21 protein-coding genes and 1 pseudogene are annotated in these 24,408 nt (G+C 55.2%); 6 read left to right on the top strand and 16 right to left on the bottom strand.

Translation table 11 applies throughout. From position 1 onward, the window contains the following. Positions 1-29: 29 nt before the first annotated feature. The 6 genes and pseudogenes from kdsA to hemA all read right to left on the bottom strand — a co-directional run bounded on the left by kdsA (position 30) and on the right by hemA (position 5,074). Complete coding sequence (kdsA, locus tag ENTMO_RS0115725) at positions 30-884, bottom strand: 3-deoxy-8-phosphooctulonate synthase (protein ID WP_010432921.1); 855 nt, start codon at positions 882-884, stop codon at positions 30-32. A gap of 36 nt (positions 885-920) precedes the next feature. Then, positions 921-1,730, bottom strand: coding sequence for an invasion regulator SirB1 (gene sirB1, locus ENTMO_RS0115720; RefSeq protein ID WP_010432919.1), 810 nt, complete (start codon positions 1,728-1,730; stop codon positions 921-923). 14 nt (positions 1,731-1,744) lie between these two features. Continuing rightward, positions 1,745-1,888, bottom strand: a pseudogene (locus tag ENTMO_RS26675) (siroheme synthase); the annotation flags it as partial. Beyond that, the gene (gene prmC, locus ENTMO_RS0115715; protein ID WP_010432917.1) at positions 1,864-2,694 is read right to left on the bottom strand and encodes a peptide chain release factor N(5)-glutamine methyltransferase; all 831 of its coding nucleotides are present in this window, start codon (positions 2,692-2,694) and stop codon (positions 1,864-1,866) included. The pseudogene ENTMO_RS26675 and the gene prmC, both read right to left, overlap by 25 nt. Next, positions 2,694-3,776 (bottom strand): peptide chain release factor 1, encoded by a 1,083-nt coding sequence (gene prfA, locus ENTMO_RS0115710; protein ID WP_010432915.1) that lies wholly within the window; start codon positions 3,774-3,776, stop codon positions 2,694-2,696. The genes prmC and prfA overlap by 1 nt, the downstream gene beginning before the upstream one ends. A 41-nt stretch (positions 3,777-3,817) precedes the next feature. Further along, the gene (hemA, locus tag ENTMO_RS0115705) at positions 3,818-5,074 is read right to left on the bottom strand and encodes a glutamyl-tRNA reductase (protein ID WP_010432912.1); all 1,257 of its coding nucleotides are present in this window, start codon (positions 5,072-5,074) and stop codon (positions 3,818-3,820) included. A 201-nt stretch (positions 5,075-5,275) separates the two neighbouring features. Here hemA and lolB point away from each other — a divergent pair, with 201 nt between their 5' ends. From lolB to dauA, 4 genes are all read left to right on the top strand, one after another. Continuing rightward, the gene (gene lolB / locus ENTMO_RS0115700) at positions 5,276-5,887 is read left to right on the top strand and encodes a lipoprotein insertase outer membrane protein LolB (RefSeq protein WP_010432909.1); all 612 of its coding nucleotides are present in this window, start codon (positions 5,276-5,278) and stop codon (positions 5,885-5,887) included. Then, on the top strand, positions 5,884-6,753 hold the full coding sequence (gene ispE / locus ENTMO_RS0115695) for a 4-(cytidine 5'-diphospho)-2-C-methyl-D-erythritol kinase (RefSeq protein ID WP_010432906.1): 870 nt from the start codon (positions 5,884-5,886) through the stop codon (positions 6,751-6,753). The genes lolB and ispE overlap by 4 nt, the downstream gene beginning before the upstream one ends. Positions 6,754-6,878: 125 nt before the next feature. Beyond that, positions 6,879-7,826: a ribose-phosphate diphosphokinase gene (prs, locus tag ENTMO_RS0115690; RefSeq protein WP_003856663.1), complete on the top strand. Its 948-nt coding sequence runs from the start codon at positions 6,879-6,881 to the stop codon at positions 7,824-7,826. Between the two features lie 124 nt (positions 7,827-7,950). After that, complete coding sequence (dauA, locus tag ENTMO_RS0115685; protein ID WP_010432901.1) at positions 7,951-9,630, top strand: C4-dicarboxylic acid transporter DauA; 1,680 nt, start codon at positions 7,951-7,953, stop codon at positions 9,628-9,630. Here dauA and ENTMO_RS0115680 read toward each other — a convergent pair. Together ENTMO_RS0115680 and ychH are read right to left on the bottom strand one after the other, a co-directional pair. Continuing rightward, on the bottom strand, positions 9,616-10,674 hold the full coding sequence (locus tag ENTMO_RS0115680; protein ID WP_010432898.1) for a MerR family transcriptional regulator: 1,059 nt from the start codon (positions 10,672-10,674) through the stop codon (positions 9,616-9,618). The genes dauA and ENTMO_RS0115680 overlap by 15 nt on opposite strands. Before the next feature lie 120 nt (positions 10,675-10,794). Beyond that, positions 10,795-11,070 carry a stress-induced protein YchH gene (ychH, locus tag ENTMO_RS0115675; RefSeq protein ID WP_010432894.1) on the bottom strand — a complete coding sequence of 92 codons (276 nt, stop codon included), beginning with the start codon at positions 11,068-11,070 and terminating at the stop codon, positions 10,795-10,797. 274 nt (positions 11,071-11,344) lie between these two features. Between ychH and pth the strand changes: the two genes are divergently transcribed. Together pth and ychF are read left to right on the top strand one after the other, a co-directional pair. Further along, entirely contained in the window at positions 11,345-11,929 is a 585-nt protein-coding gene (gene pth, locus ENTMO_RS0115670) for an aminoacyl-tRNA hydrolase (protein ID WP_010432890.1), read from the top strand. Positions 11,930-12,055: 126 nt separating this feature from the next. Next, positions 12,056-13,150, top strand: a complete 1,095-nt coding sequence (gene ychF / locus ENTMO_RS0115665; protein ID WP_010432886.1) for a redox-regulated ATPase YchF — start codon at positions 12,056-12,058, stop codon at positions 13,148-13,150. Positions 13,151-13,276: 126 nt separating this feature from the next. Here the strand turns inward: ychF and tri1 are convergent, their stop codons facing one another. From tri1 to tssH, 8 genes are all read right to left on the bottom strand, one after another. Further along, positions 13,277-14,347: an ADP-ribosylarginine hydrolase Tri1 gene (tri1, locus tag ENTMO_RS0115660; RefSeq protein ID WP_010432881.1), complete on the bottom strand. Its 1,071-nt coding sequence runs from the start codon at positions 14,345-14,347 to the stop codon at positions 13,277-13,279. Then, positions 14,344-15,678 (bottom strand): PAAR domain-containing protein, encoded by a 1,335-nt coding sequence (locus ENTMO_RS0115655; protein WP_029485129.1) that lies wholly within the window; start codon positions 15,676-15,678, stop codon positions 14,344-14,346. The genes tri1 and ENTMO_RS0115655 overlap by 4 nt, the downstream gene beginning before the upstream one ends. A 2-nt stretch (positions 15,679-15,680) precedes the next feature. After that, the gene (locus ENTMO_RS24725; protein WP_010432877.1) at positions 15,681-16,475 is read right to left on the bottom strand and encodes a DcrB-related protein; all 795 of its coding nucleotides are present in this window, start codon (positions 16,473-16,475) and stop codon (positions 15,681-15,683) included. An 11-nt stretch (positions 16,476-16,486) separates the two neighbouring features. Then, entirely contained in the window at positions 16,487-18,415 is a 1,929-nt protein-coding gene (locus ENTMO_RS0115645) for a type VI secretion system Vgr family protein (protein ID WP_010432875.1), read from the bottom strand. Positions 18,416-18,614: 199 nt separating this feature from the next. Then, the gene (locus tag ENTMO_RS0115640; protein ID WP_010432874.1) at positions 18,615-19,376 is read right to left on the bottom strand and encodes an ankyrin repeat domain-containing protein; all 762 of its coding nucleotides are present in this window, start codon (positions 19,374-19,376) and stop codon (positions 18,615-18,617) included. Continuing rightward, entirely contained in the window at positions 19,373-20,839 is a 1,467-nt protein-coding gene (locus ENTMO_RS0115635; RefSeq protein WP_010432872.1) for a hypothetical protein, read from the bottom strand. Before ENTMO_RS0115635 ends, ENTMO_RS0115640 begins: the two co-directional genes overlap by 4 nt. Before the next feature lie 32 nt (positions 20,840-20,871). Continuing rightward, positions 20,872-22,290, bottom strand: a complete 1,419-nt coding sequence (locus ENTMO_RS0115630; protein ID WP_010432870.1) for a serine/threonine protein kinase — start codon at positions 22,288-22,290, stop codon at positions 20,872-20,874. 24 nt (positions 22,291-22,314) lie between these two features. Next, positions 22,315-24,408, bottom strand: a 2,094-nt coding sequence (gene tssH / locus ENTMO_RS24220; protein ID WP_010432868.1) for a type VI secretion system ATPase TssH, incomplete at its 5' end; no start/stop codon positions are given.

Here is a 24,408-nt window from a genome sequence, read left to right as displayed (position 1 = left end):
AAAAAAACCCGCCGAAGCGGGTTTTTTTATTAGTTGCTGGTATCCAACTCGTCGAAGCTCTTCACCAGATCGTCAATCGCTTTAATCTGTTTCAGGAACGGCTCCAGCTTATCCAGCGGCAGTGCGGAAGGACCATCGCATTTCGCGTTAGCCGGATCCGGGTGCGCTTCAATGAACAGGCCTGCCAGTCCGGTCGCCATACCGGCACGCGCCAGCTCGGTAACCTGGGCACGACGACCACCAGAGGCTGCGCCAAACGGGTCGCGGCACTGCAGAGCGTGCGTCACGTCGAAAATCACCGGAGACTGGCCGGAGACGTTCTTCATCACGCTAAAGCCCAGCATATCCACTACCAGGTTGTCGTAACCGAAGTTTGCGCCACGGTCACACAGGATCACCTTGTCGTTGCCACCTTCAATGAACTTATCGACGATGTTACCCATCTGCCCAGGGCTCACGAACTGCGGTTTCTTCACGTTGATGACAGCACCGGTTTTCGCCATCGCCGCAACCAGGTCGGTCTGACGCGCCAGAAATGCCGGAAGCTGAATCACGTCTACCACGTCAGCCACAGGCTGCGCCTGAGAGGCTTCATGCACGTCGGTGATCACTTTCACGCCAAAGGTCTGCTTCAGCTCCTGGAAAATCTTCATCCCTTCTTCCAGGCCCGGGCCACGGTAAGAGTTGATGGAGGAGCGGTTGGCTTTATCAAAAGAGGCCTTAAACACGTACGGGATGCCCAGCTTCTGGGTCACGGTCACGTAGTGCTCGCAGATACGCATGGCGAGATCGCGGGATTCCAGCACGTTCATGCCGCCAAACAGCACGAACGGCAGGTCGGTTGCTACCTTGATATCACCAATGCTAACCACTTTTTGTTTCATAGGATCGCCTTATTCAGGTGTGAATCGGAATTAAGATTAATGCAGTGTAATTTGTTTGTGCGAGATCGCGTTGATCTGCGCACGAATCATTTCGCTAATCGGATCTTCCGGACATTGCTCGACGAAATAATTCAAATCGCTTAGCGCCACATGCTCGCAATCGAGCTGCGCATAAATCAGGCCGCGGTCGCGAATTTCGTACGGATCTTCCGGGTTGAACTGCAGCAGCACTTCGCTGGCACGCAGCGCAAGCTCCATTTGACGCTCTTCCATTAGCGCAGACTTCAGCGTATCCAGCAGCTTGCGGATCACTTCGGCGTTATCCGCCTCGTCGAGGTCTTCGTTGAAGAGCTCGGCCACCGGGCTGATATTGCCTTTCAGCCACACGTCCAGCGTGTGCTCATCCAGCGTGTCACCGTTGAAGGGATTAATGAGCCACATCTCGCCGTCCAGCCACTCCGCACGCAGTATCATCTGCGTCGGGAAAATGACCGGCACCAGCGGAATATCCAGACGATGGGCGACCCACAGCGAAATGGATCCCAGCGCGACGGCGCTGCCCTGACGATTCTTCAAGACCTGGTCCAGCCATAATGCGTCTGACAGGCGATATACGCCACGCGTGTCGCAGAAACCCCATTCGCCGTAGAAAAGCTCTAGCAGCTTCTCTAATTGCCAGTCCTGCGGACGCGCCTGACTGATCTCCTCCCGTGCCAGGCTGACCAGATTCTCCAGCTCCGCGTGGACGTACTGCGACGTAAAATCATCGCGAATCATTTCAGAAATCAGGATCATGCCTTCACACAGCGGCACTTTGTTAAATTCGAAATCGGCTAAGGACCTCATGACTTACCCCAGTAACGACTGCGCGTACAATGACGTCCAGACGCGATAAAACTCAAAACGATGTAGATGATAACGCCAAACCACTTTTCAGTCAGCCATGCGCCTTTATCAGTTAATGGCAGATAGCGGAGATTCATACCCACTGTCCCAGCGTCAGACGTTCATTGCCGCCGTAATCGCGGCAGGTTGCCACTTCGCGATAACCCGCATTAGTGAACAGCGCGCGCACCGCGTTCCCTTGCGTCCAGCCATGTTCCACCAGCAGCCAGCCACCGGGAAGCAAATGTTGTCGTGACGTTGTCACAATGTGATCAAGATCGGCTAAACCTTCATTGGCCGCAACCAGCGCAGTCAGTGGTTCGAAACGAACATCGCCCTGCGCAAGGTGCGGGTCATGTTCGTCGATATAAGGCGGGTTGCTGACAATCAGCGCAAATAAGCGATTCTCCAGCGCGGTAAACCAGCTACTCTGCAGTACCGTCACGTTGCCGAGGCCAAGACGTTCCACGTTACGCTGCGCCAGCGTCACCGCGTCTGGCATCACATCCACCGCCGTTACTGTGCAATCGGGCCGCTCAGTGGCGAGCGCGAGCGCAATAGCGCCTGTGCCAGTACCGAGATCGAGAATGCTACAGGCCGCTGTGGGTAAACGCGCCAACGCTTGCTCCACCAGACACTCGGTGTCTGGACGTGGGATCAGCGTTGCCGCCGAGACGTACAGCGGTAACGACCAGAACTCACGTTCGCCGACAAGGTGCGCCACCGGCTCGCCCGTCTTACGGCGGGCAAGCAGCGCGGCGAGCTGCGCTTCCTGCTCGGCGGTCAGCAGCGTCTCACCAAAAGCCAGCAGGTACGTGCGGGATTTACCCGTCACATGCTCAAGCAATATTTCGGCGTCGCGTTTCGGGCTTTCGCTTTCTGAAAGCTCACTGACCGCCTCACGTAACCAGCGCTGAAAATCCATTATTCCTGCTCGGACAGTGCCGCCAGCTGGTCGGCCTGGTATTCCTGCACGATAGGCTCAATCAGCATATCGAGCTTACCTTCCATTGCTTCATCCAGACGGTACAGCGTCAGGTTGATGCGGTGGTCGGTCACGCGGCCCTGCGGGAAGTTATAGGTACGGTTACGATCGCTGCGATCGCCGCTGCCCAGCAGGTTACGACGCGTAGACGCTTCCGCCTGCTGACGTTTCGCCACTTCGGCGGCGCGGATACGTGCACCCAGTACAGACAACGCTTTGGCTTTGTTTTTGTGCTGGGAACGTTCGTCCTGACACTCCACCACAATACCGGTTGGCAGGTGGGTAATACGGATCGCGGAGTCGGTGGTGTTAACGTGCTGACCGCCCGCCCCGGAGGAGCGGAACGTATCAATTCGCAGATCCGCCGGATTGATGTCCGGCAGTTCGGCTTCCGGCAGTTCCGGCATCACCGCAACCGTACAGGCTGAGGTGTGAATACGTCCCTGAGATTCTGTCGCAGGCACGCGCTGCACGCGGTGACCGCCGGATTCAAACTTAAGACGACCGTATACGCCGTCGCCGCTGATCTTGGCGATAACTTCTTTATAGCCACCATGTTCGCCTTCGTTGGCACTCATGATCTCTACGCGCCAGCGACGCGCTTCGGCGTAGCGGCTGTACATACGGAACAGGTCACCAGCAAACAGCGCGGCTTCGTCACCGCCGGTACCGGCGCGCACTTCCACAAACGCGTTACGCTCATCGTCCGGGTCTTTCGGCAGCAGAAGCACCTGGAGCTGTTGTTCCATCTCTTCAGAACGCGCTTTTGCGTCCTGCAGCTCTTCCTGCGCCATCTCGCGCATCTCAGGATCGTCGAGCATCATTTGCGCGGTTTCAATATCTTCCTGAACCTGTCGCCAGTCGGTAAAGCATTTAGACACATCACTCAACTGCGCATATTCCCGCGACAGCGCGCGAAAACGTTCCTGGTCTGCGATGGTCCCGGCATCGCCGAGCAGCGCCTGAACTTCCTCATGGCGCTCATGCAGAGCTTCCAGTTTAGCGACGATAGAAGGCTTCATAGGCGTAAGTGCACCTTGTAATAGAAAATGGGTGTAGGGCGCTATTCCAGCCCGAGGCTGTTGCGCAGAATAGTCAGGCGTTCATCATCCCCGTCACGGGCAGCCTGCTGAAGAGATTTGGTTGGTGCATGGATCAGGCGGTTGGTCAGTTTCCACGCCAGATCCTGCATGATTGCATTTGCGTCACCGCCCTGTTCCAGGGCCGCTAACGCTTTGGCTGTCAGGTCATCACGCACCTGTTCAGCCTGCCCGCGGTACTCGCGGATGGTCTCGCTGACGCTTTGCGCGCGCAGCCAGGCCATAAACTCGCTGGTTTCCTGCTCAACAATGGTTTCCGCCTGCACCGCTGCCGCTTTACGCTGGGCAAGGTTGTGCGAAATGATGCTTTGCAGGTCATCCACGCTGTAGAGATAGGCGTTCGCCAGTTTGCCCACTTCGGGTTCAACATCACGCGGGACGGCAATATCTACCAGCAGCATCGGCTGATTACGGCGGGATTTCAGCGCACGCTCCACCATCCCTTTACCGATAATCGGCAGCGGGCTGGCGGTAGAACTGATAATAATATCCGCCTCTTTCAGGCGTTCATCGATGTCGCTCAGCGCAACGACCTCTGCGCCCACTTCATCCGCGAGCACCTGCGCACGCTCGCGGGTGCGGTTGGCGATAATCATCTTTTTCACTTTATGCTCGCGCAGATGGCGCGCCACAAGTTCGATGGTTTCGCCCGCGCCCACCAGCAGCACGGTGACGGTCGACAGGGATTCAAAGATTTGACGAGCGAGGGTACAGGCCGCGAAAGCAACAGAAACCGCACTGGCACCAATGTCGGTTTCGGTTCGCACTCGCTTTGCCACGGAGAACGACTTCTGGAACATACGCTCCAGCTCGCTGGCCTTCAGATGCCCTTTTTGCGAATCCGCAAACGCCTTTTTCACCTGCCCAAGAATTTGCGGTTCGCCCAGCACCAGCGAATCCAGCCCGCTGGCCACGCGCATGAGATGGCTGACCGCATCGTTGTCCTGATGCCAGTACAGGCTATTGCGCAGTTCTTCTTCGTTGAGGTTGTGGTAGTCGCATAACCAGCGGATCAGCGCCTCGTGCAGGTTATCCTGCTCTTCCACGCTGAGATACAGCTCGGTACGGTTGCACGTCGAGAGCACCACGCCACCCTGCACCATCGGTTGTGCAAGCAGGCTATCCAGCGCCAGGTCGAGCGTATCCGGCGAAAACGTCACGCGTTCTCGCAGTGAAACCGGGGCTGTTTTGTGGTTGATGCCGAGTGCTAATAGGGTCATGTTGAGCGGGAGTAGTACCAGCGTTAATAAGGTTAGCAGAACGCATCATACAGGATGCGCGAGATCAATAAAAGGGACTGCCCCCTTTCGGAGTAATAGGTTACACAACGCTTTGAGATAATTTGAACGTAGACGGTAGCACTGTGGGACGCTAGCATTAACAGTTATAACTGCAACGTATCTCAAGGATTTGTCCTCATTATGACCCGACTGATTCGCCTGCTGCCGCTGGCGGCACTGGTTCTGACCGCATGTACCGTCACCCAACCAAAAGGCCCGGGCAAAAGCCCTGATTCACCGCAGTGGCGTCAGCACCAGCAGGACGTCCGTAATTTGAGCCAGTACCAGACCCGCGGCGCTTTCGCTTATCTCTCTGACGAGCAAAAGGTTTATGCACGTTTCTTCTGGCAGCAAACGGGTCAGGACAACTATCGCCTGCTGCTGTTAAATCCGCTGGGCAGCACCGAACTGGAGCTTATCGCCAAACCGGGCGAAGCGCAGATCACCGATAACAAAGGCCAGCACTACACCGCGACAGATGCCGAAGAGATGATTGGCAAGCTGACCGGGATGCCTATCCCGCTCAACAGCCTGCGCCAGTGGATCCTCGGTCTGCCGGGTGAGGCAACCGACTACCAGCTTGACGATCAATACCGTCTCAGCCAGGTGAACTACACTCAGAATGGCAAGACGTGGAAAGTGGTGTACAGCGCCTATGACAGCAAGAGTAAACCCTCGTTGCCGTCGAATATGGAGCTGACGCAAGGCAGCCAGCGCATTAAGCTGAAAATGGACAACTGGATCGTTAAATGATGACCCACTGGCCCTCTCCGGCAAAACTGAACCTGTTTTTATACATCACCGGCCAGCGTGCTGACGGTTACCACACCCTGCAGACGCTGTTTCAGTTTATTGATTATGGCGACACGATCGCCATTGAGCTGCGCCAGGATGGACAGATATGTCTGCTGACGCCCGTTGAAGGCGTGGCGCAGGAGGACAATCTGATCGTGCGCGCCGCGCGCCTTCTGATGAAAGCCGCAGCGGAATCAAGTCGTCTGCCCTCAGGAAGCGGTGCGGATATCCGTATCGAGAAGCGTCTGCCGATGGGCGGCGGGTTGGGCGGTGGCTCATCTAACGCCGCGACCGTACTGGTTGCACTGAATCATCTCTGGGGCTGCGGGCTATCAAAGGACGAACTGGCAGCCTTAGGCTTGACGCTGGGGGCTGATGTCCCTGTGTTTGTTCGCGGTCATGCGGCTTTTGCCGAGGGCGTAGGCGAGATCCTCACGCCAGTCGACCCGCCGGAAAAATGGTATCTGATTGCCCACCCTGGCGTGAGCATACCAACGCCGGTCATCTTTAAAGATCCTGACCTGAAAAGAAATACCCCGGAACGGTCAATAGAAACGTTATTAAATTGTGAATTCAGCAACGATTGCGAGGATATCGCAAGAAAACGTTTTCGCGAGGTTGATGCGGTGCTTTCCTGGCTGTTAGAATACGCGCCGTCGCGCCTTACGGGTACAGGGGCCTGTGTCTTTGCTGAATTTGACACCGAATCCGCCGCTCGTCAGGTGCTTGAGCAAGCGCCGGTTTGGCTGCATGGTTTTGTAGCACGCGGGATGAACACCTCCCCCCTACAGCAGACCTTACTGTCGCAGACTGAGTTTCGGTGACAACGTCACCCTGTTCCAGACGTTGCATCGCGCTCTTTAATACACCGCCTGGATAGCATTTGCCTGGCCCGCACAGTTTGCGGCGAACGCTATCCACCACTGGACGCATGCCTGAGGTTCTTCTCGTGCCTGATATGAAGCTTTTTGCTGGTAACGCCACCCCGGAACTAGCACAACGTATTGCCAACCGCCTGTACACTTCCCTCGGCGACGCCGCCGTAGGTCGCTTTAGCGACGGCGAAGTCAGCGTACAAATTAACGAAAATGTACGCGGTGGTGATATTTTCATCATCCAGTCCACCTGTGCTCCAACAAACGACAACCTGATGGAATTGGTTGTTATGGTCGACGCCCTGCGTCGCGCTTCAGCAGGCCGTATCACTGCTGTAATCCCTTACTTCGGCTATGCCCGTCAGGACCGTCGCGTCCGTTCTGCACGTGTGCCAATCACCGCTAAAGTTGTCGCTGACTTCCTGTCCAGCGTCGGTGTTGACCGCGTACTGACCGTTGACCTGCACGCAGAGCAGATCCAGGGCTTCTTCGACGTCCCGGTTGATAACGTATTCGGCAGCCCAATCCTGCTGGAAGACATGCTGCAGCTGAACCTGGACAACCCAATCGTGGTTTCTCCGGACATCGGCGGCGTGGTACGTGCCCGTGCTATCGCTAAGCTGCTGAACGATACCGACATGGCAATCATCGACAAACGCCGTCCGCGCGCTAACGTTTCTCAGGTGATGCACATCATCGGTGACGTTGCTGGCCGCGACTGCGTGCTGGTTGACGACATGATCGATACCGGCGGTACGCTGTGTAAAGCAGCTGAAGCGCTGAAAGAGCGTGGTGCCAAGCGCGTGTTCGCTTACGCGACCCACCCGATCTTCTCCGGTAACGCGGTAAACAACCTGCGCAACTCCGTCATTGACGAAGTGGTGGTATGCGATACCATCCCTCTGAGCGACGAGATCAAGGCACTGCCAAACGTGCGTACCCTGACCCTGTCCGGGATGCTGGCCGAAGCGATTCGTCGTATCAGCAACGAAGAATCCATCTCAGCAATGTTCGAACACTAATCGAACACGGCCGATAAACCCGCTGCGGCGGGTTTTTTTGTCTCTGGGTTTTATTTGTATGATTAATGCCTCCTTCACCTGCCATTCACATGACAGATGATGCGCATACGGATGATAGATAATTGTGAAAAACGTAACCTCCTCACATGTTCTGCCCTTTCGCGCCCTCATCGACGCCTGCTGGAAAGAGAAATACACTTCATCACGCTTTGTACGTGACCTGATTGCCGGGATCACCGTCGGCATTATCGCCATCCCGCTGGCGATGGCGCTGGCGATTGGCAGCGGCGTTGCGCCGCAGTACGGTCTGTACACCTCGGCCGTTGCCGGGATCGTCATCGCCCTTACGGGCGGCTCGCGCTTCAGCGTCTCCGGCCCGACCGCCGCCTTTGTGGTGATCCTCTACCCGGTTTCGCAGCAGTTTGGTCTGGCAGGCCTGCTGGTCGCCACCCTGATGTCCGGCGTCTTTTTGATTCTGTTTGGCCTGGCCCGCTTTGGCCGCCTGATCGAGTACATCCCCCTTTCCGTCACGCTGGGGTTCACCTCCGGGATCGGTATCACCATCGGAACCATGCAGATCAAGGATTTCCTCGGCCTGCAAATGGCTCACGTGCCTGAGCACTATTTACAGAAAGTGGGGGCGCTGTTTATGGCGCTGCCGACCGCCAACCTGGGCGACGCCGCGATTGGGATAGTGACGCTGGGTACGCTGATCGTCTGGCCTCGTCTGGGGATCCGTCTCCCGGGCCATCTGCCCGCCCTGCTGCTGGGCTGCGCGGTGATGGCTATCGTCAATATGTTCGGTGGTCATGTCGCGACCATCGGCTCGCAGTTCCACTATGTTCTGGCGGACGGTTCACAGGGTAGCGGCATTCCGCAGCTGTTGCCGCAGCTGGTGCTGCCTTGGGACATGCCCGGCTCCAGCTTTACCCTAAGCTGGGATTCCCTGCGAGCTTTGCTTCCCGCCGCATTTTCTATGGCGATGCTGGGGGCGATTGAGTCCCTGCTCTGCGCCGTCGTACTGGACGGTATGACCGGCACCAAACACAAAGCCAACAGCGAGCTGGTCGGTCAGGGATTAGGGAATATCATCGCGCCGTTCTTCGGCGGTATTACCGCAACGGCAGCCATCGCCCGTTCCGCTGCAAACGTGCGCGCGGGAGCAACCTCACCCGTTTCGGCGGTTATCCACTCCGTGCTGGTGATCCTCGCCCTGCTCATTCTAGCTCCGTGGCTCTCCTGGCTCCCGCTCTCTGCAATGGCGGCGCTGCTGCTGATGGTGGCGTGGAACATGAGTGAGGCGCATAAGGTGGTGAACCTGCTGCGTCGCGCGCCGAAGGACGACATCATCGTGATGCTAATCTGCATGTCGCTGACCGTGCTGTTCGATATGGTTATCGCCATCAGCGTCGGGATCGTGCTGGCTTCCCTGCTGTTTATGCGCCGCATCGCGCAGATGACGCGCCTTTCCCCGGTTAACGTGGAGGTGCCTGACGATGTGCTGGTGCTGCGCGTGATTGGCCCGCTGTTCTTCGCTGCGGCGGAAGGCCTGTTCAGCGATCTGGAGTCCCGCATCGTGGGCAAACGGATTGTCGTGCTGAAGTGGGATGCCGTACCGGTACTGGATGGAGGCGGCCTGGATGCCTTCCAGCGCTTTGTTGCACGCCTGCCGGAAGGCTGCGAGCTGCGGGTGAGTAACCTGGAATTCCAGCCCCTGCGCACCATGGCGCGCGCGGGCGTGCAGCCTATCCCTGGCCGCCTTGCCTTCTACCCTAACCGCGAAGCGGCGTTAGCGGATCTGTGAGTCACCTGATGCAGAGAAGTGCCTCTGCATCATCACCCCGATCGCCTGCTGGAGCCATGCAATCACGGCAGGCGTCATCCATGTTCCCTTCATCAGATGCGGCTCCTGCTGCATGGCAGTGCGAAACTTTTGCTGGGTCGCCGGGTTGGTGCTTGCGTAAGACTGGAACAATGCCAGCCAGTTTTCAGCCAGCTTTTGCGCCTCCTCCGTGGCGGGATCGATATTTTCCCGCTGCGCATGATGCAGTTTCGCCACCAGCGGCGGCCACTCCATCATGCGGTCAAAGTAGTGTGCCCGGGTAAAGGCCATCTCTTCTGCAGTGAGATACTTCTCCCATATGCTGAGCTTGGATTCCGCAAATGCGCGCGTGATGTAATCCGTCATCTCCGGCGTGATGCCGGTTTGCGCCTGCATCTGCGGTTCAACGCTGTGCATCTCGTTCAGCCTGGTGAGAAACTCCGGCTTGCCCGCCGTATCCTGCTCCAGGCGTTCCATCCAGCGCGTCGCCAGGTCCATGGCTCGCGCGTCCGTAATGGGTATATTTTGCTCCAGAAGCGTTTTGGCCTGTGCAACCAGATCTGACCAGATAGCCGCCAGCGCATCCTTCTGCACCGCAAACGGCAGCTGCTGTAACTCTTCTTTGCTAAACCAGCGATCGTACATATTCATTAACTCCAGAGTCTGTAGCCAGGATTCCAGATCCGGCGTCGCATCGTCGATAAGCCCGGTCCGCAGCTCCACCAGCCGGTCGCGCAGCGTATGTATGCTGCGCAGCTGTTTATCCAGCAGCGTAATTTGCGCATCGAGTAACTCGGTTAACGACAGCGACTCCTGTTCCAGGAAATCCCTGATTTCAGCAAGTTCCAGCCCCGCTTTTGCCAGCGCCTGGATCATGTGCAGACGCTGGACATCCGCCAGGTTGTAAAGCCGGTAACCTGCCGCGCTTCTGGCAGAAGGCAGCAACAACCCTGTTTGCTCATAGTGGTGCAATGTCCGCACGGTGATCCCGGCACGTTTCGCCAGCTCACCCACCTGAATCAACATAACTGCTCCTTTTCTTTGCCAGTGGCGCCACTCTGGAGCCTTACGTTACGTGAGGGTCAACCCATGATGCAAAAAAAAACGGCTCCCCAGGGAACCGTTTCGGTGTTCTTCATCGCAGCACTAGCTGTGCTTATGCTGAGCGCGACGACAGCGTTTGTCGTAGTGGCGCACCCACCAGTACTTGTCACACACTTCCTCATGGCCGCTCACGCGAGCCCCCGCCAGCCATAATACCGCACCGATGAAGATGCTCAATATCGCGCCATGCGCGAAGTATTGCGGGAGATCAAACTGTGGTAACTGGTTTAAAATTGAATAACCCACCCCGGCTACCATCACGAACAGCCCCAACCCCATTAGCACGTTACCGAGTATCGAAGCGTTTTTGCGTTTCATGTGTTACCTCCGGAACTTTGGGTTGTCAGGGGAAAAGCCCCTAATCCTTGTGTGTAAAGTATAGACAACGCCCCTTTTATGAGTTGCGTGAATGATCACAATTACAGATAACGCCCAAACAAAAGTTTACAAATAAGGCTTTGAACAGCTTGAAATTCTAATTGTTCAAACCGGAAATTATTCGCATTTCGTTATGATGGTCGCAGAATTTTGTCAAGCGGCGCGCCAGACAGTAAACTACGCGCCAGATCTGGAACCCATTAGGAATTGAATCGTGACGATTAAACTGATTGTCGGCCTCGCCAACCCGGGCGCAGAATATGCGGCCACTCGCCACAACGCCGGGGCATGGTACGTCGATCTGCTGGCCGAGCGGTTACGTGCTCCCCTGCGCGAAGAACCTAAATTCTTCGGCTATACCTCACGTATCAACCTTGTTGGCGCGGATGTTCGCTTACTGGTGCCCACCACCTTTATGAACCTGAGCGGTAAAGCCGTGGCGGCAATGGCAACCTTTTATCGCATCAATCCGGATGAAATTCTGGTGGCTCACGATGAGCTGGATCTCCCGCCTGGCGTAGCAAAATTCAAACTGGGCGGCGGGCACGGCGGCCACAACGGTCTTAAAGACATCATCAGCAAGCTGGGAAATAACCCGAATTTCCACCGTTTGCGCGTCGGAATCGGTCATCCGGGCGATAAAAACAAAGTTGTCGGTTTCGTACTCGGTAAGCCCCCGGTTTCTGAGCAGAAACTGATTGACGAAGCGGTAGACGAAGCGGCGCGCTGCACCGAAATCTGGCTGAAAGACGGGCTAACCAAAGCGACAAACCGCTTGCACGCTTTCAAAGCGCAATAATCCACCCGGTAAGGCATTTTTACCGCGCGTCATGCGGGTTACGTGTATAATAGGCGTAGTTATTTACTTTTCATCAGTCGGTTATCGTTAACGGATTGATTATCAAGATATTAAGGTGATTTAGAAATGGGATTCAAATGCGGTATCGTCGGTCTGCCAAACGTGGGCAAATCCACCCTGTTTAACGCGCTTACCAAAGCGGGTATCGAAGCGGCGAACTTCCCGTTCTGTACCATCGAACCTAATACCGGCGTTGTTCCAATGCCGGATCCGCGTCTGGACCAGCTCGCGGAAATCGTGAAGCCGCAGCGTATTCTGCCGACCACCATGGAGTTCGTGGACATCGCGGGCCTGGTAAAAGGCGCATCCAAAGGTGAAGGTCTGGGTAACCAGTTCCTGACCAACATCCGTGAAACCGAAGCGATCGGTCACGTTGTGCGCTGCTTCGAGAACGACAACATTATTCACGTAAACAACAAAGTGGATCCGGCTGACGACATCGACGTCATCAACACCGAGCTGGCGCTCTCTGACCTCGACACCTGCGAACGCGCTATTCACCGCGTGCAGAAGAAAGCCAAAGGCGGCGACAAGGACGCGAAAGCGGAACTGGCTGCGCTGGAAAAATGTCTGCCACAGCTGGAAAACGCCGGCATGCTGCGCGCACTGAAAAACCTGACTGAAGAAGACAAAGCGGCGATCAAATACCTGAGCTTCCTGACCCTGAAGCCAACCATGTACATCGCCAACGTCAATGAAGACGGTTTCGAGAACAACCCGTACCTCGACAAAGTGCGTGAAATCGCGGCGGCTGAAGGTTCTGTGGTTGTTGCCGTGTGCGCGGCCGTTGAATCCGATATCGCCGAGCTGGACGATGCCGACCGTGAAGAGTTCATGGCCGAGCTGGGTCTGGAAGAGCCGGGCCTGAACCGCGTGATCCGCGCAGGCTATGAGCTGCTGAACCTGCAGACCTACTTCACCGCTGGCGTGAAGGAAGTGCGTGCGTGGACCATCCCTGTGGGTGCAACTGCGCCTCAGGCGGCTGGTAAAATCCATACCGACTTCGAGAAAGGCTTTATTCGTGCGCAGACCATCGCGTTTGAAGACTTCATCACCTACAAGGGTGAGCAAGGCGCGAAAGAAGCAGGCAAGATGCGTGCGGAAGGGAAAGATTATATCGTTAAAGATGGCGACGTAATGAACTTCCTGTTCAACGTCTGAGTCGTCTTGAATAAAAAAAATCCACGCCAGGGCGTGGATTTTTTTATTCTTAGAAATTACCGGCTGAATTAGCTTAATATTATGATTTTTCCGCCCAATAACACGGTGCGGGACACTATGATATATCTATAAAAAAGTGTCCTCAGGTGCCCTATCGAACAAATCTCCTGCCATTTGGAGAATACGATCGTGCTGGACCAGCTTGTTTTTCCACTCCTGAGGAATGCCTGAATAACCATACAATGCACCAGCTATTTGTCCCGCTGTCGCGGCAACGCTATCAGCATCATCAGCAAGATTAGCGGCCAGTAGAATTGCATCTCGGAAATTATCCGTGTTCCATACGGACCACATAGCGGCCTCAAGCGTATCGATTACGTAACCACTTGAGCGGATTTGGTCACGGCTTTTATTTTTGTATTCACCTGCGTTGATAACCATTACACGCGCGCAGAGAGGAAAAACATGAGGTGAAAAAGTTTGTTCTTTTGAATAACCATTTATCAAATAATGCAGTATCAACCCCAGAAACTGGCATGCATTAATAGATTCCACCGCGCCATGGGTAGCGCGACTCTGAGCCTGAGATTCAAAATAAATGGCGCGCAACGATTTTCGACGAAAGATCGACACCGGTGCCTGACGAATCACTGCGGCATTACCTGCAGTATGTTTTTCTGTATTACCATACCAAGAAGGTCCAACGCGCATATACTGTTCTAGAGCAAAGCGTGTTGTATTTCCAATGTCGAAACAGCGTCCATTACTGCTATTTTCTCCTTTTAAATACCAGTTCAAAAGATACTGTCTCAGAACATCAGTATGCATTCTTTTTTCGGAAAGATAAGTTTCCGCCACACATAATGCCATTGAGGTATCATCTGTCCATTCCCCAGGATTTAACTGAAAAGGTCCACCGCCCAGCATATCATGTACATATTCACTGTCTCTTTTTTTAAACTCAAGGGTTGTTCCGACTGCATCTCCAACAGCCAAACCAACAAATGCTCCAAGCGCTTTATTGCGGGAAATCTCTACCGACGAAATTAACGGTAATGTTTCATCCCATGCATGAATGGAAGAAACAGATTCATCACTGTCACGTTTTACAGCCTTACGGACATTTACGGGCATATAGCAACGATAGCGATCGGCATAATGATTAATTATTGAATCTTCGACATGTAGGTCGATCATGGTATTTCCTTTAATTCTATGTTCGTAACTCCAAGTTTATCTGACCTGCTGATAACCTCAAACGTTGTATTGGGTTTAAAGAGTACTTCAGTTTCAGTAGCATTGAATTCTGACAAAAAGTCAATTTTCCTGCCCGAAACCCCTTCAATACGCATTTGAATCGGTCCGCTGAATCCCTGGTTAATATCAGTACTTACAAAGGCGGGGTCGATAACCGTTTTGCCTGGAGTATAGCCTTCCAAAATATTTGAAGGTAAGCTATTCATTCCTCGGAAAGTCTCACCGTTGTATACCGGAAGCTGATCCAGACCATCATTTATATGTTGAGTAAATGCTTCCATTTCTTTGGTCATGGGTTTCATACCTCGTAATGCAGGATTCACCATCTGGTACCCCGGATCCGTAGTATAACCATATAATGCACCTACTTGTTCATCACTCAGTAATGCAGACAAAGCAGGATCACGATTATCCGCGAGCTCCCTGCCGCGGCTAATCCAATTTTCAGCCCTTTGTTTCCCTACAGCTTCAGCTAAACTCATCTTAGGCATCGCCGGCGCGATTGCGGGTTCAGCAACAACACGCGGCATAGATTTCCCAGCCCGCCACGCATCAAACCGTGCCCCGCCCTTCATGCCAGCCCCGCCGCCGATAACAGAGCCGATCAGCATCCCCCAGTTCGGACCGTCGCTACCTGCGCCAAATAGCATCCCACCCGCGTAGCTACCAACAGTCCCGCCGCCCATTGCACCGAGGGTGCTCAGAAGTGCGATTGCCGGACTGGCCAGCACCGCTATCGCTCCGGCACCAACGGCGAGCATCGTCCAGTTTACCCATTCAGGAATTTCAGGACTTATTTCATCGGTCTGGACCTTGCTTCCACCGATAATAACATTACGCGATCCCTGGCTAATCTCAGCGCTGCATGTCAATTTGTCGCCAGTTCGCGAAGCGGGAAAATTGTTGATGTAAACTTTTATCGAACCTTCTGCAACCCGTTGCAAACTTCCACTGTGCTCGTCGCACTCCCCAGCAGAAAGATGAGCGCGGATAGCCTTTCGGCTGTTGATAAATACATTAGGCGAACCTTCTTTAAGCGTACCTGTGGCATGCCGTGGTGCCCATGACATGCTTCCCAGGACCTCACCCAAACCACCAGCAGCACACGCCCCAGCTGCGACAGCAGAAACGGCTACCAGAGCGGTCCCACCGGTTACAACAACGGCAGCTGCACCCAGAATTGCCCCACCTACGAGCCCAGCGATCATCCATCCTTTAGAAGCTGTATGAGCAATCTCGTCATCTACACGTGCGGCCAGACATTCGGACATGACTATTCAGCTCTCTGCGCCATCAGATACTTGCGGATCTGATCGGGTGAGTTAAGGTAGTCAGAACCTGAGACCTGGCGGCAAACAGAAAGCTGTGAAATTAAGTGGTGGGATTTTTCTGCAGAAAGGGTCCACAGCGCATAACGAAGAGGCTGACTGCCCGGGACAGGCGCAATACTTAGCGGTGCCCCCTGCTTTTCAAAAAGTAAATAGTGTCCCTCTTTCGCCCGCTGAAGCGAAAGATGCCCGTAAAGCTCCTGAATGTTTTTAAAGACACTGAGTATCTTACTCTCACTATCAAGTGCAAAAAATGGACCCTCTGAGTTGGCCGCAAGCATGTCTCTGGTTTCAGTCGGGGCTGGCTTATGGAACTTAATACTGCGGATAATTGACTGGTATTGATTGTGATAATAATCGCTAAACTCACCAGGGCAAGTACCAATGTAACACACCATTTTTCGCCCTGCGGGATGCTCGTCCAACAAAATAATGGTCTGCTTCTGAAAAATGGTCATACCATCATTTTTAAATTGATAAAAGAGCTCTGCAGCCGCGTGATTATCAACAATGGTCATATGTGAGGACGTCAGGTTAAAATCTGGCACGGTAGTTTCTAACTCGCGCACCAGACGCGTTGTCACATCATGCACACTCTCATCTTTTTTTACACTGGCACGCGAAACAACAAAGGTAAACTCACTGGCACCATTTTCGCTCAGGGTAAATAAATTCATAGTTCTGTCTTTATAGACATCTGGTAACGCCAGGGTAGCTTCCTGGAGAATATATTCAGCCATTCGAGTTACTCTTATTTGTTAGCATTAATAACAAAAAAACTATCCACTTCCTGCTGGATTTCACTCTGATGGGATGCCCCAGGAGGATCGATGGCATTGCTTCCATCATCAGGGTTTAAATGCAGTTCTCCGGAGAGCGTGTTTATTTGCGCATTCTGCTTAGCAGTAAAGTTGAAGTTATTGCCAATGATATTAACGCTTCCATCTTTCGATAATTCAATGGCGCTTTCACCGCACTCCAGCCTCAGCGTATTACCCGCTGAAAGAATATAGTCGTTAACCACTTTGTCACTGCGACTGTTACCCGTCAGGCAAACGACCTCCCCTTTAACGCCCGCTTTCTGATTTTTTACAACCCGTAAGGTTTCATCTTCTCCCACATATTGGGTTCGATTCTTTTCAGTCGAATGGGATTCATCATTTTTGACGTTGATATCCAGATTGCGTTCGGCCTGGAGCCACACCTGCTCGCCTCCGGCCTTATCCTCAAAGCGCAGGGCGTTCGCATTGTCGACAGAACCGTCTTTCGTGCGGCTCATAAAGCCCATCTGCGTCGCCGCTGCCGGCAGCGCCCACGGCGGCATGCTGGCTTCGTTATACACGCGTCCGGTGATAATCGGCCGGTCAGGATCGCCGTTGATAAAGTCCACCACCACCTCATCGCCCACGCGCGGAATTTGCACCCCGCCGTAGCCCTGGCCCGCCCACGCGCTCGACACGCGCACCCAGCAGGAGCTGGTGTCATCACCCTTCGCCAGACGGTCCCAGTGGAACTTCACCTTCACGCGACCGTATTTATCCGTCCAGATACTTTCCCCCTGCGGCCCGACCACTTTCGCGGTCTGCGGGCCGTAGGTGCGCGGCCACGCCGTGCTCTGTGCCGGGCGATAAGAGACCGACGCCGGGATGACTGTGAAATCAGTCCGGTGAATAGTTTCACCTTCGCCGCTGGCGTAGCGGTTCTCCTCGAAGTGGTATCCGGCCGCCGTCACCAGATACTGGCCGTTATCGCTGAAGAACGGCGCGTTAGTCAGCGTGAAGATGTGGCCCGGCGCAATGCCCGCCGCCGTGGCCGTGGCCTGAATCTGCTGATGCTCAACCTGCCAGCGCTCCTGGCGAATGCGGGCATAGAACTCCGCATGCCCGGTCTCGACAAAGCGTCCCGGCCAGTCGTACACGTCAATGCTGCCCGGTTTCGGCGATGCCGGGTTCTGCTGGGCCTGGAACAGCCATGCGTTCGGCTTGCGGAAGTCGTAGTCGTCGAGGCTGTAAATCCCCGGCGTCACGCTGTCTTCCAGCGCCCACTGGCCGATGCCCTCTTCATCCGTGCTGCCGCCGGACGGTGTCTGGTGATACGGAATCACCTCGTAGCCGCTGAACGGCTGGTGCTGGGTGGCGGCGTCGGTGAGCACCAGGGTGTGTTTGTCGGCCTCGTGGCTGAAGTGATAGGCAATCCCCTCCAGCTCCATCAGACGGCTGATGAAGTCCAGGCTCGATTCCTGATACTGCACGCAGTAGTCCCATACGCGGTAGCTGCCGGTGAGCTTGTCCTCCACGTTGACCTGATGCTCACTCAGCAGGGTTTTCACTATCTGCGGCACAGTCTGCCCCTGGAAGATACGCAGGTTGCGGTCGCGCTTCATCGGCCACAGGTCCGGCTCCACCGTCAGTTGGTACACCGCGTAGCGGGTGCCCGTCAGCTCAACGGCGCTCACCGCCACGCGCGTGACTTTGCCGTTAATATAGCGGGGGGTGAGCAGGTTCTGAGTCGGGATGGTCACCGTGACCGGCTGACCGAGCAATTTGCTGCGGTCGATGCGCGCGTCCGTGCCGAGCAGGGTCAGCGTCAGGGCAAACGACTCGGACATCGCCTCGCGGCCGGAAATTTTCCAGAAGAGCAGCCCCTCGACCGGGAGCTGAACGGTAATTCGGTTGAGCATAATCTGTATTCCGTAATGGTTTATGCTGAGAAGTTTTTAACAGTGGATGTTGTTTGAGAGGATATATTAAGTTTGTACAAACCATCATTTACGTATGGCGAGAACTTTTATGAATAGCTAAGTGCTATATAGCCAGAACATCCATGCGCCCCCAGAAAATAAAAACGTTCTGTTTAATTATCGTGGGGAGAGTTAGCCCTTACCTAACAGGCTCAGGTGGCCATTTACCACCTTTCTGGATGAGCTTCTCTTTAATTTCGTTTAATTTCTCGTAGTGTTCGCTGCCTTTTTCAAGCCCACTCAGTGCATCCGCAAGCGCGCTGCTCATTGACCAGCCATTTTTTGCCTTAATTGACGGATCCGCTCCACGATCGAGCAACAATAAAACATGATCGTATGACTGATTATCCAGCGCGTCGAATACCAGCGTTTTGCCTAATGAATTGGCTGTATTGACGTCAGCACCGTGATCGAGCATCGCTTCCAGCGTCTGTGTATTTTTCGCTTTAATCGACTGGAAGATTATCGGCTCGTGGAAAACCTTATCTTTCACATCGGGTGACAGGCCACCGTCCAGCATCGCGTTAATCCAGTCTGCACTGTCCCCTTTCAGAGCGAATTCTGCGGGGCTGCTTTTCCCTTGTGGGCGAGGCTGTAGCGGATCCGCACCGGCCTCAACAAGCAAAGTGATGACCTTCAAATGGGGAGATGTTTTTTTATCATTAATTGCGTTGCCAAGCGCCCAGAAAAGGAGCGTCATATCCTCCTTTCCGGGCTGGTTAAGGTTGCTATCGGGTGCAAGCGTCTTCACCACGTCGACATTGCCTTCTTCAATCGCTCTCGCCAGTTCAAGCTGCTGACCGCCGAAGTAATCCTGTGGATTGAGTTCCATATCCTGCTTACACCCCTGAATCATGATTAAAAAACATAACGCTACAAAAGCCATCAACCGTTTTTTCACAACCGACTCCCGATTATCGAAATATCTTCATCCTTTTGCTGCTCAATGCAATTTATCGCCTGATCAATACCATGCCGGTCGAGCGCACTTCCGGTCCCACCGGGAAGATCGTGGGCGATACCCGCAGCATTCGGGCTCAGAGCAGAAATTTCCTCTTTGAGAATTAAAGACGGGACATGCCCCTTCACCGTTTTCAGATCCTCCCAAAGATTAACTTCCTGAATCTTCGTCAGAAGTTCTCCGTTAACCCGATACGCCTGAATATTCTCCGTGCTACCCAGGATCTTACCGCCGTATTTTTCTACCGTCCCGGCGTTAAGCCCTGCGGCATTAAATGTCCATCCAGTTTTACCACTTCCCATTGAAGCGGCAGACGCGAGCCCGCCTCCCAGCGAGTGTCCGGCAATATCAATATTCTGACCTGACCTTGCCAGTTCCTTACCAATACTCACGGCTTTTTTATAATAATCAGATGCCATTCCCATGCCCTGGGAGAAGTTATTAGACCAGTCTGCACCGTTTTTAACGGGTGCCAGCTCCCCTTTGGTGAGCAACGAGGTAACATTATCAGACAGCGACGCAAAACCCGGCTCCCTCGATCCCCGGAATACCACCGTGGGATTCATATCACTCCCAAACACATCCGGTTTAGGCTGATAGACGCGAGCAAGAAAATTGGGAGAAGTGTCATCATCGAAGAGCATCGATTTATTCAGGCCAAACTTGCCCAGGAGCGCATCGTCATTACTAATATCCGTCCACCCCTCCGGCACGCCCGGCGTTGTTTCCAGCGGGTTTACGGTCTTATAAACATTTTCCGCAAGCTTTGCTTTCTCCACGGCAATATTATTCGCCGCTAACCGTTTAGCCGCGATCTGCGCATCCGGGTAGAGGCTGTTGCTGCCCTTCGCAATCAGGTCCTTACGGGCCTGCCAGCGTTCGGCTTTGGTCATATTCTGCAACTGAGAGGCATAGGTTTTACCGTCTTTGCCCGGCGTCGGCTGGTCAGGCACCTGCGCCGCTTTGGATTTCACCACCTGCGTTGGCAGCTCTGTTGGCGCAGGGCGGGAACCATAGGTGCGCACCATCGTTTCGTAACGATCGACGATAGTGCTTACCGGGTACCAGCCCAGCCCGGTAAGCGAGGCGGCCTGCAGCCGCCCCTGTGCATTGATGTAAAAGATTTCCGTTACCGATGACCAACTGCGAAAACTTTCGTCAATTGCAACGATTCTGCCCATATCAAGATCCTGCGCAATCAGCTTGCGCGTATCGCGCCCGGACTGATAGGGATTCGCACCGGTGATGGTTCGCAGCAAATCGTAGCGCGTGAACAGCGAGCGCAGCGAATTGTCGGGAACCGACATAATCCACTGCCCGGCGACGGACGGGCGGATGATTTTCGCAAAAAGCGCTGGCGAGACGTTCTCGCTGAAAAGATAAACAAACTTAATGTTATACATTCGTTCCGTCCTGTTCCCTGTCCCTGCCTGACTTACGGATTCACCAGCCAGGTACCCGGCTTAGCAATATCCAGCGTCTGGGTACGCGTTCTCCCGTTGCCCTGCAGTTCAATCTTCGCCTCACCGGCTGGCAGCTTGAGCGATGCATAACCGTTCGTTGCCGGACGCAGCGCTTTTGGCTCGCCGTTCACTTTCAGCGTTTCGCCGTCCTGGATACGGATATAGACCAGCGCAACAGGGCTCGCGGCAGGTGGTGGAGCCTGTTCCGCTGCCTGCTCGCTAACCTTCTCCGTTTCCGGCTTCACGTCTGGCGTGTTCGCGGCGGTTTCAGCTGGACGCGTCTCTGCCGGTGCCTGTGCAGCCTGCTCGGGCGCATCCTGACCGCCGCCGCTAAACAGCATGGCTCCGGCTACAATGCCCACCAGCACGCCAGCGGCAACCATGCCCGGGATCTTGTAGCGGCGCCAGTCAAGCGCCGAAGCCGGTTTCTCTTCCTCTACCGGAACCAGCATGGTGCCGGTTTTTTTGGCGGTCAGCACATCGTTGATACCGGCGACCGGCATCTCAATCAGCGCAGCGAACTCGTCGATAGACTGCGGACGGTCCTCCATGTGCAGCGCCAGCGCGCGGTCAATGGCCTGCAGCAGCGGGATGGAATAACCCTGCGGCATGATTTCCACCAGCGGTTTGCAGGTATCCTGGATAGAGCGCACCACGCTGACCGGCGGCGGCGATCCAACGATCAGAGTCCGCAGCACGGCACCAAGGGCGTAGATATCCGTCCACGGACCCTGCTCGCTTTCGTTGTCGTCGGTGTACTGCTCAATCGGCGCAAAGCCCGGGCGCAGCATGGTTTCCGTTTCGTCGGAAAGGTTACCAATCGTGCGGCGCGCGGAGCCGAAATCGAGCAGCACCGGCAGGCCGTTATCCTGGATCTGAATGTTATCCAGAGAGATATCGCGGTGCAGATAGCCTTCGTCGTGAATGGTTTTGATCGCACCAAACAGCATTGGCAGCGTGCGGCGGATCCACGCCTCGTTGATCAGCTCCGGCTTTTGTTCGCGCAGGCGTGAAAGCGTGGTGCCGCTGTAAAACAGCGTCCCCATGTAGGCCGTGTCGTTTTGCACCCAGAAGCGCAGGACGTGCAGCAGGTTCGGGTGGTTAAAGCGCGCCAGCAGACGGGCTTCCTGAATAAAGCTGTTCAGGCCGGCGGAAAATGCTTTGCCAAAGCGCTCGCTGCGCAGCACGAGGGTCATGTCATCACCGCGCACGGCGAGCGAGGAAGGCATAAATTCTTTGATAGCGATAGTGCGTTCGAGCTGGTGATCCCACGCGCGATAGACAATGCCAAAACCGCCGCCGCCGATCACCTCTTTGATTTCAAACTCGTTGAAGCGGTACCCGACCGGGAGCGCGTTTGGGACAGTCCGATTGTTATCATTATCCGTCATCTTTTACAGTTCTCTTGATGATTATTACGCGGCAAACTGACAGTGAAACTCGCCCTGCTCGCAGGTGACGTGCAGACGTCGGTACTGCTCGTCGCTACGGCTGGCGGTAAGTAAGATCTGGCTCATCTGAGGCAGTAAGGTGTTGGTCAGAATAGCATCCACCATGCGGCCACCGGACTCCACCTCGGTACAGCGCTGAACAATCTGTTCCACCACACTGTCGTCAAACTCAGAAATAATGCTGTGATTCTCTTCCAGACGGCGCTGAATGCGCTTAAGCTGCAGACGAACAATCAGCCCCAGCATCTCGTCGCTGAGCGGATAGTACGGCACCACCAGCAGACGGCCCAGCAGCGCCGGCGGGAACACCTCCAGCAGCGGCTGGCGCAGCGCGCCACTTAACGCGTCAGGCTCCGGCATCAGATCCGGATCGGCGCACATCGCGCTAATCAGGTCGGTACCGACATTAGACGTCAGAATAATGATGGTGTTACGGAAATCAATATGGCGCCCCTCGCCGTCTTCCATCCAGCCTTTATCAAAGACCTGGAAGAAGATCTCGTGGACGTCCGGGTGTGCTTTTTCAATTTCGTCCAGCAGCACCACGCTGTACGGGCGGCGGCGCACGGCCTCGGTTAATACACCGCCTTCACCATAGCCCACGTAGCCCGGAGGCGCACCTTTTAACGTTGAAACAGTGTGCGCTTCCTGGAATTCACTCATGTTGATGGTGATAACGTTCTGCTCGCCGCCGTACAGGGATTCCGCGAGCGCCAGCGCGGTTTCGGTTTTACCGACGCCGGACGGGCCGCACAGCATAAAAACGCCCACCGGTTTGTTGGGATCGTCGAGCTTCGCTCGCGAGGTTTTCACGCGGCGGGCAATGAGATCCAGACCGTGACGCTGTCCAATAACGCGCTGGTTCAGCGTATCAGCAAGGTTCAGCACCGCGTCGATCTCGTTTTTCACCATCCGGCCCAGCGGGATCCCGGTCCAGTCAGAGACCACCGCGGCCACCACGTTTTCATCCACAGCCGCAAACAGCAGCGGTTCATCTCCCTGTAAGGCGTTCAGCGCCTGCTGCTGTTCCGCAAGTTGGCTGCGCAGCTCGGCGCTATCTTCATCGCCCGCCGCGAACAGCGCCGCACGCAGACGAATAATCTCCTGGACCAGGCTGCGTTCTTCTTCCCAGCGCTGGGCCAGAGCTTCGCGTTTTGTTTCGTACGCGTCGCGTTCTGCGCGTAACGCCGTTACGCGCCCGGCGTCACCGGCACCGACGCGCGCTTCGCGCTCAGCAATCTCAATTTCCACGTCCAGCGCGGCCAGGTGGCGCAGGCAGTCTTCCAGCTGCGCGGGCGGCGCGCTCTGGCTGACCGCGACGCGGGCGCAGGCGGTGTCGAGCAGCGCAACGGCTTTGTCCGGCAGCTGACGCGCCGGGATGTAGCGATGCGACAGCTTGACCGCCGCGCTGACCGCTTCGTCGAGCAGCAGCACCTGGTGGTGCGTCTCCAGCGGCGACACGGTGCTGCGCAGCATCAGAATGGCTTTCGCTTCGTCCGGCTCATGCACCTGCACCGTCTGGAAACGACGGGTCAGCGCCGGGTCTTTTTCGATGTACTTTTTGTATTCCGCCCAGGTGGTGGCGCCGATGGTGCGCAGCTGACCGCGCGCCAGCGCTGGCTTCAGCAGGTTCGCTGCATCGCCGGTACCCTGCTGGCCGCCTGCGCCAATCAGGGTGTGGATCTCATCGATGAACAGAATAATCGGCGTTGCGCTGGACTGGACTTCATTAATGAGCGCCTGCAGACGGGCTTCAAACTCGCCTTTCATGCCTGCGCCAGCCTGCAGCATGCCGATATCCAGCAGCCACAGCTGGATATTTTGCAGCGGCTCCGGGACGTCGCCGTCGGCGATACGCAGCGCCAGCCCTTCCACCACCGCCGTTTTGCCGACCCCGGCTTCCCCGGTCAGCAGCGGGTTGTTCTGGCGGCGACGCATCAGGATATCCACCATCTGGCGGATCTCCTCGTCGCGCCCGACAACCGGGTCAATCTTCCCTTCGCGAGCGCGGGCGGTCAGGTCCTGGCCGTACTGGGCCAGCGTCCCCTGCGCAGCCGG

Origin of the sequence: Enterobacter mori LMG 25706 (assembly GCF_000211415.1) — a bacterium.
Classification (GTDB): domain Bacteria; phylum Pseudomonadota; class Gammaproteobacteria; order Enterobacterales; family Enterobacteriaceae; genus Enterobacter; species Enterobacter mori.
This window is presented reverse-complemented; position numbering and strand designations above follow the sequence as displayed.

Coding starts and splice junctions, on each gene's coding strand:
- kdsA (WP_010432921.1), bottom strand. CDS start 884: ATGAAACAAAAAGTGGTTAGCATTGGTGATATCAAGGTAGCAACCGAC.
- sirB1 (WP_010432919.1), bottom strand. CDS start 1,730: ATGAGGTCCTTAGCCGATTTCGAATTTAACAAAGTGCCGCTGTGTGAA.
- prmC (WP_010432917.1), bottom strand. CDS start 2,694: ATGGATTTTCAGCGCTGGTTACGTGAGGCGGTCAGTGAGCTTTCAGAA.
- prfA (WP_010432915.1), bottom strand. CDS start 3,776: ATGAAGCCTTCTATCGTCGCTAAACTGGAAGCTCTGCATGAGCGCCAT.
- hemA (WP_010432912.1), bottom strand. CDS start 5,074: ATGACCCTATTAGCACTCGGCATCAACCACAAAACAGCCCCGGTTTCA.
- lolB (WP_010432909.1), top strand. CDS start 5,276: ATGACCCGACTGATTCGCCTGCTGCCGCTGGCGGCACTGGTTCTGACC.
- ispE (WP_010432906.1), top strand. CDS start 5,884: ATGATGACCCACTGGCCCTCTCCGGCAAAACTGAACCTGTTTTTATAC.
- ENTMO_RS0115680 (WP_010432898.1), bottom strand. CDS start 10,674: ATGTTGATTCAGGTGGGTGAGCTGGCGAAACGTGCCGGGATCACCGTG.
- ychH (WP_010432894.1), bottom strand. CDS start 11,070: ATGAAACGCAAAAACGCTTCGATACTCGGTAACGTGCTAATGGGGTTG.
- ychF (WP_010432886.1), top strand. CDS start 12,056: ATGGGATTCAAATGCGGTATCGTCGGTCTGCCAAACGTGGGCAAATCC.
- tri1 (WP_010432881.1), bottom strand. CDS start 14,347: ATGATCGACCTACATGTCGAAGATTCAATAATTAATCATTATGCCGAT.
- ENTMO_RS0115655 (WP_029485129.1), bottom strand. CDS start 15,678: ATGTCCGAATGTCTGGCCGCACGTGTAGATGACGAGATTGCTCATACA.
- ENTMO_RS24725 (WP_010432877.1), bottom strand. CDS start 16,475: ATGGCTGAATATATTCTCCAGGAAGCTACCCTGGCGTTACCAGATGTC.
- ENTMO_RS0115645 (WP_010432875.1), bottom strand. CDS start 18,415: ATGCTCAACCGAATTACCGTTCAGCTCCCGGTCGAGGGGCTGCTCTTC.
- ENTMO_RS0115635 (WP_010432872.1), bottom strand. CDS start 20,839: ATGTATAACATTAAGTTTGTTTATCTTTTCAGCGAGAACGTCTCGCCA.
- ENTMO_RS0115630 (WP_010432870.1), bottom strand. CDS start 22,290: ATGACGGATAATGATAACAATCGGACTGTCCCAAACGCGCTCCCGGTC.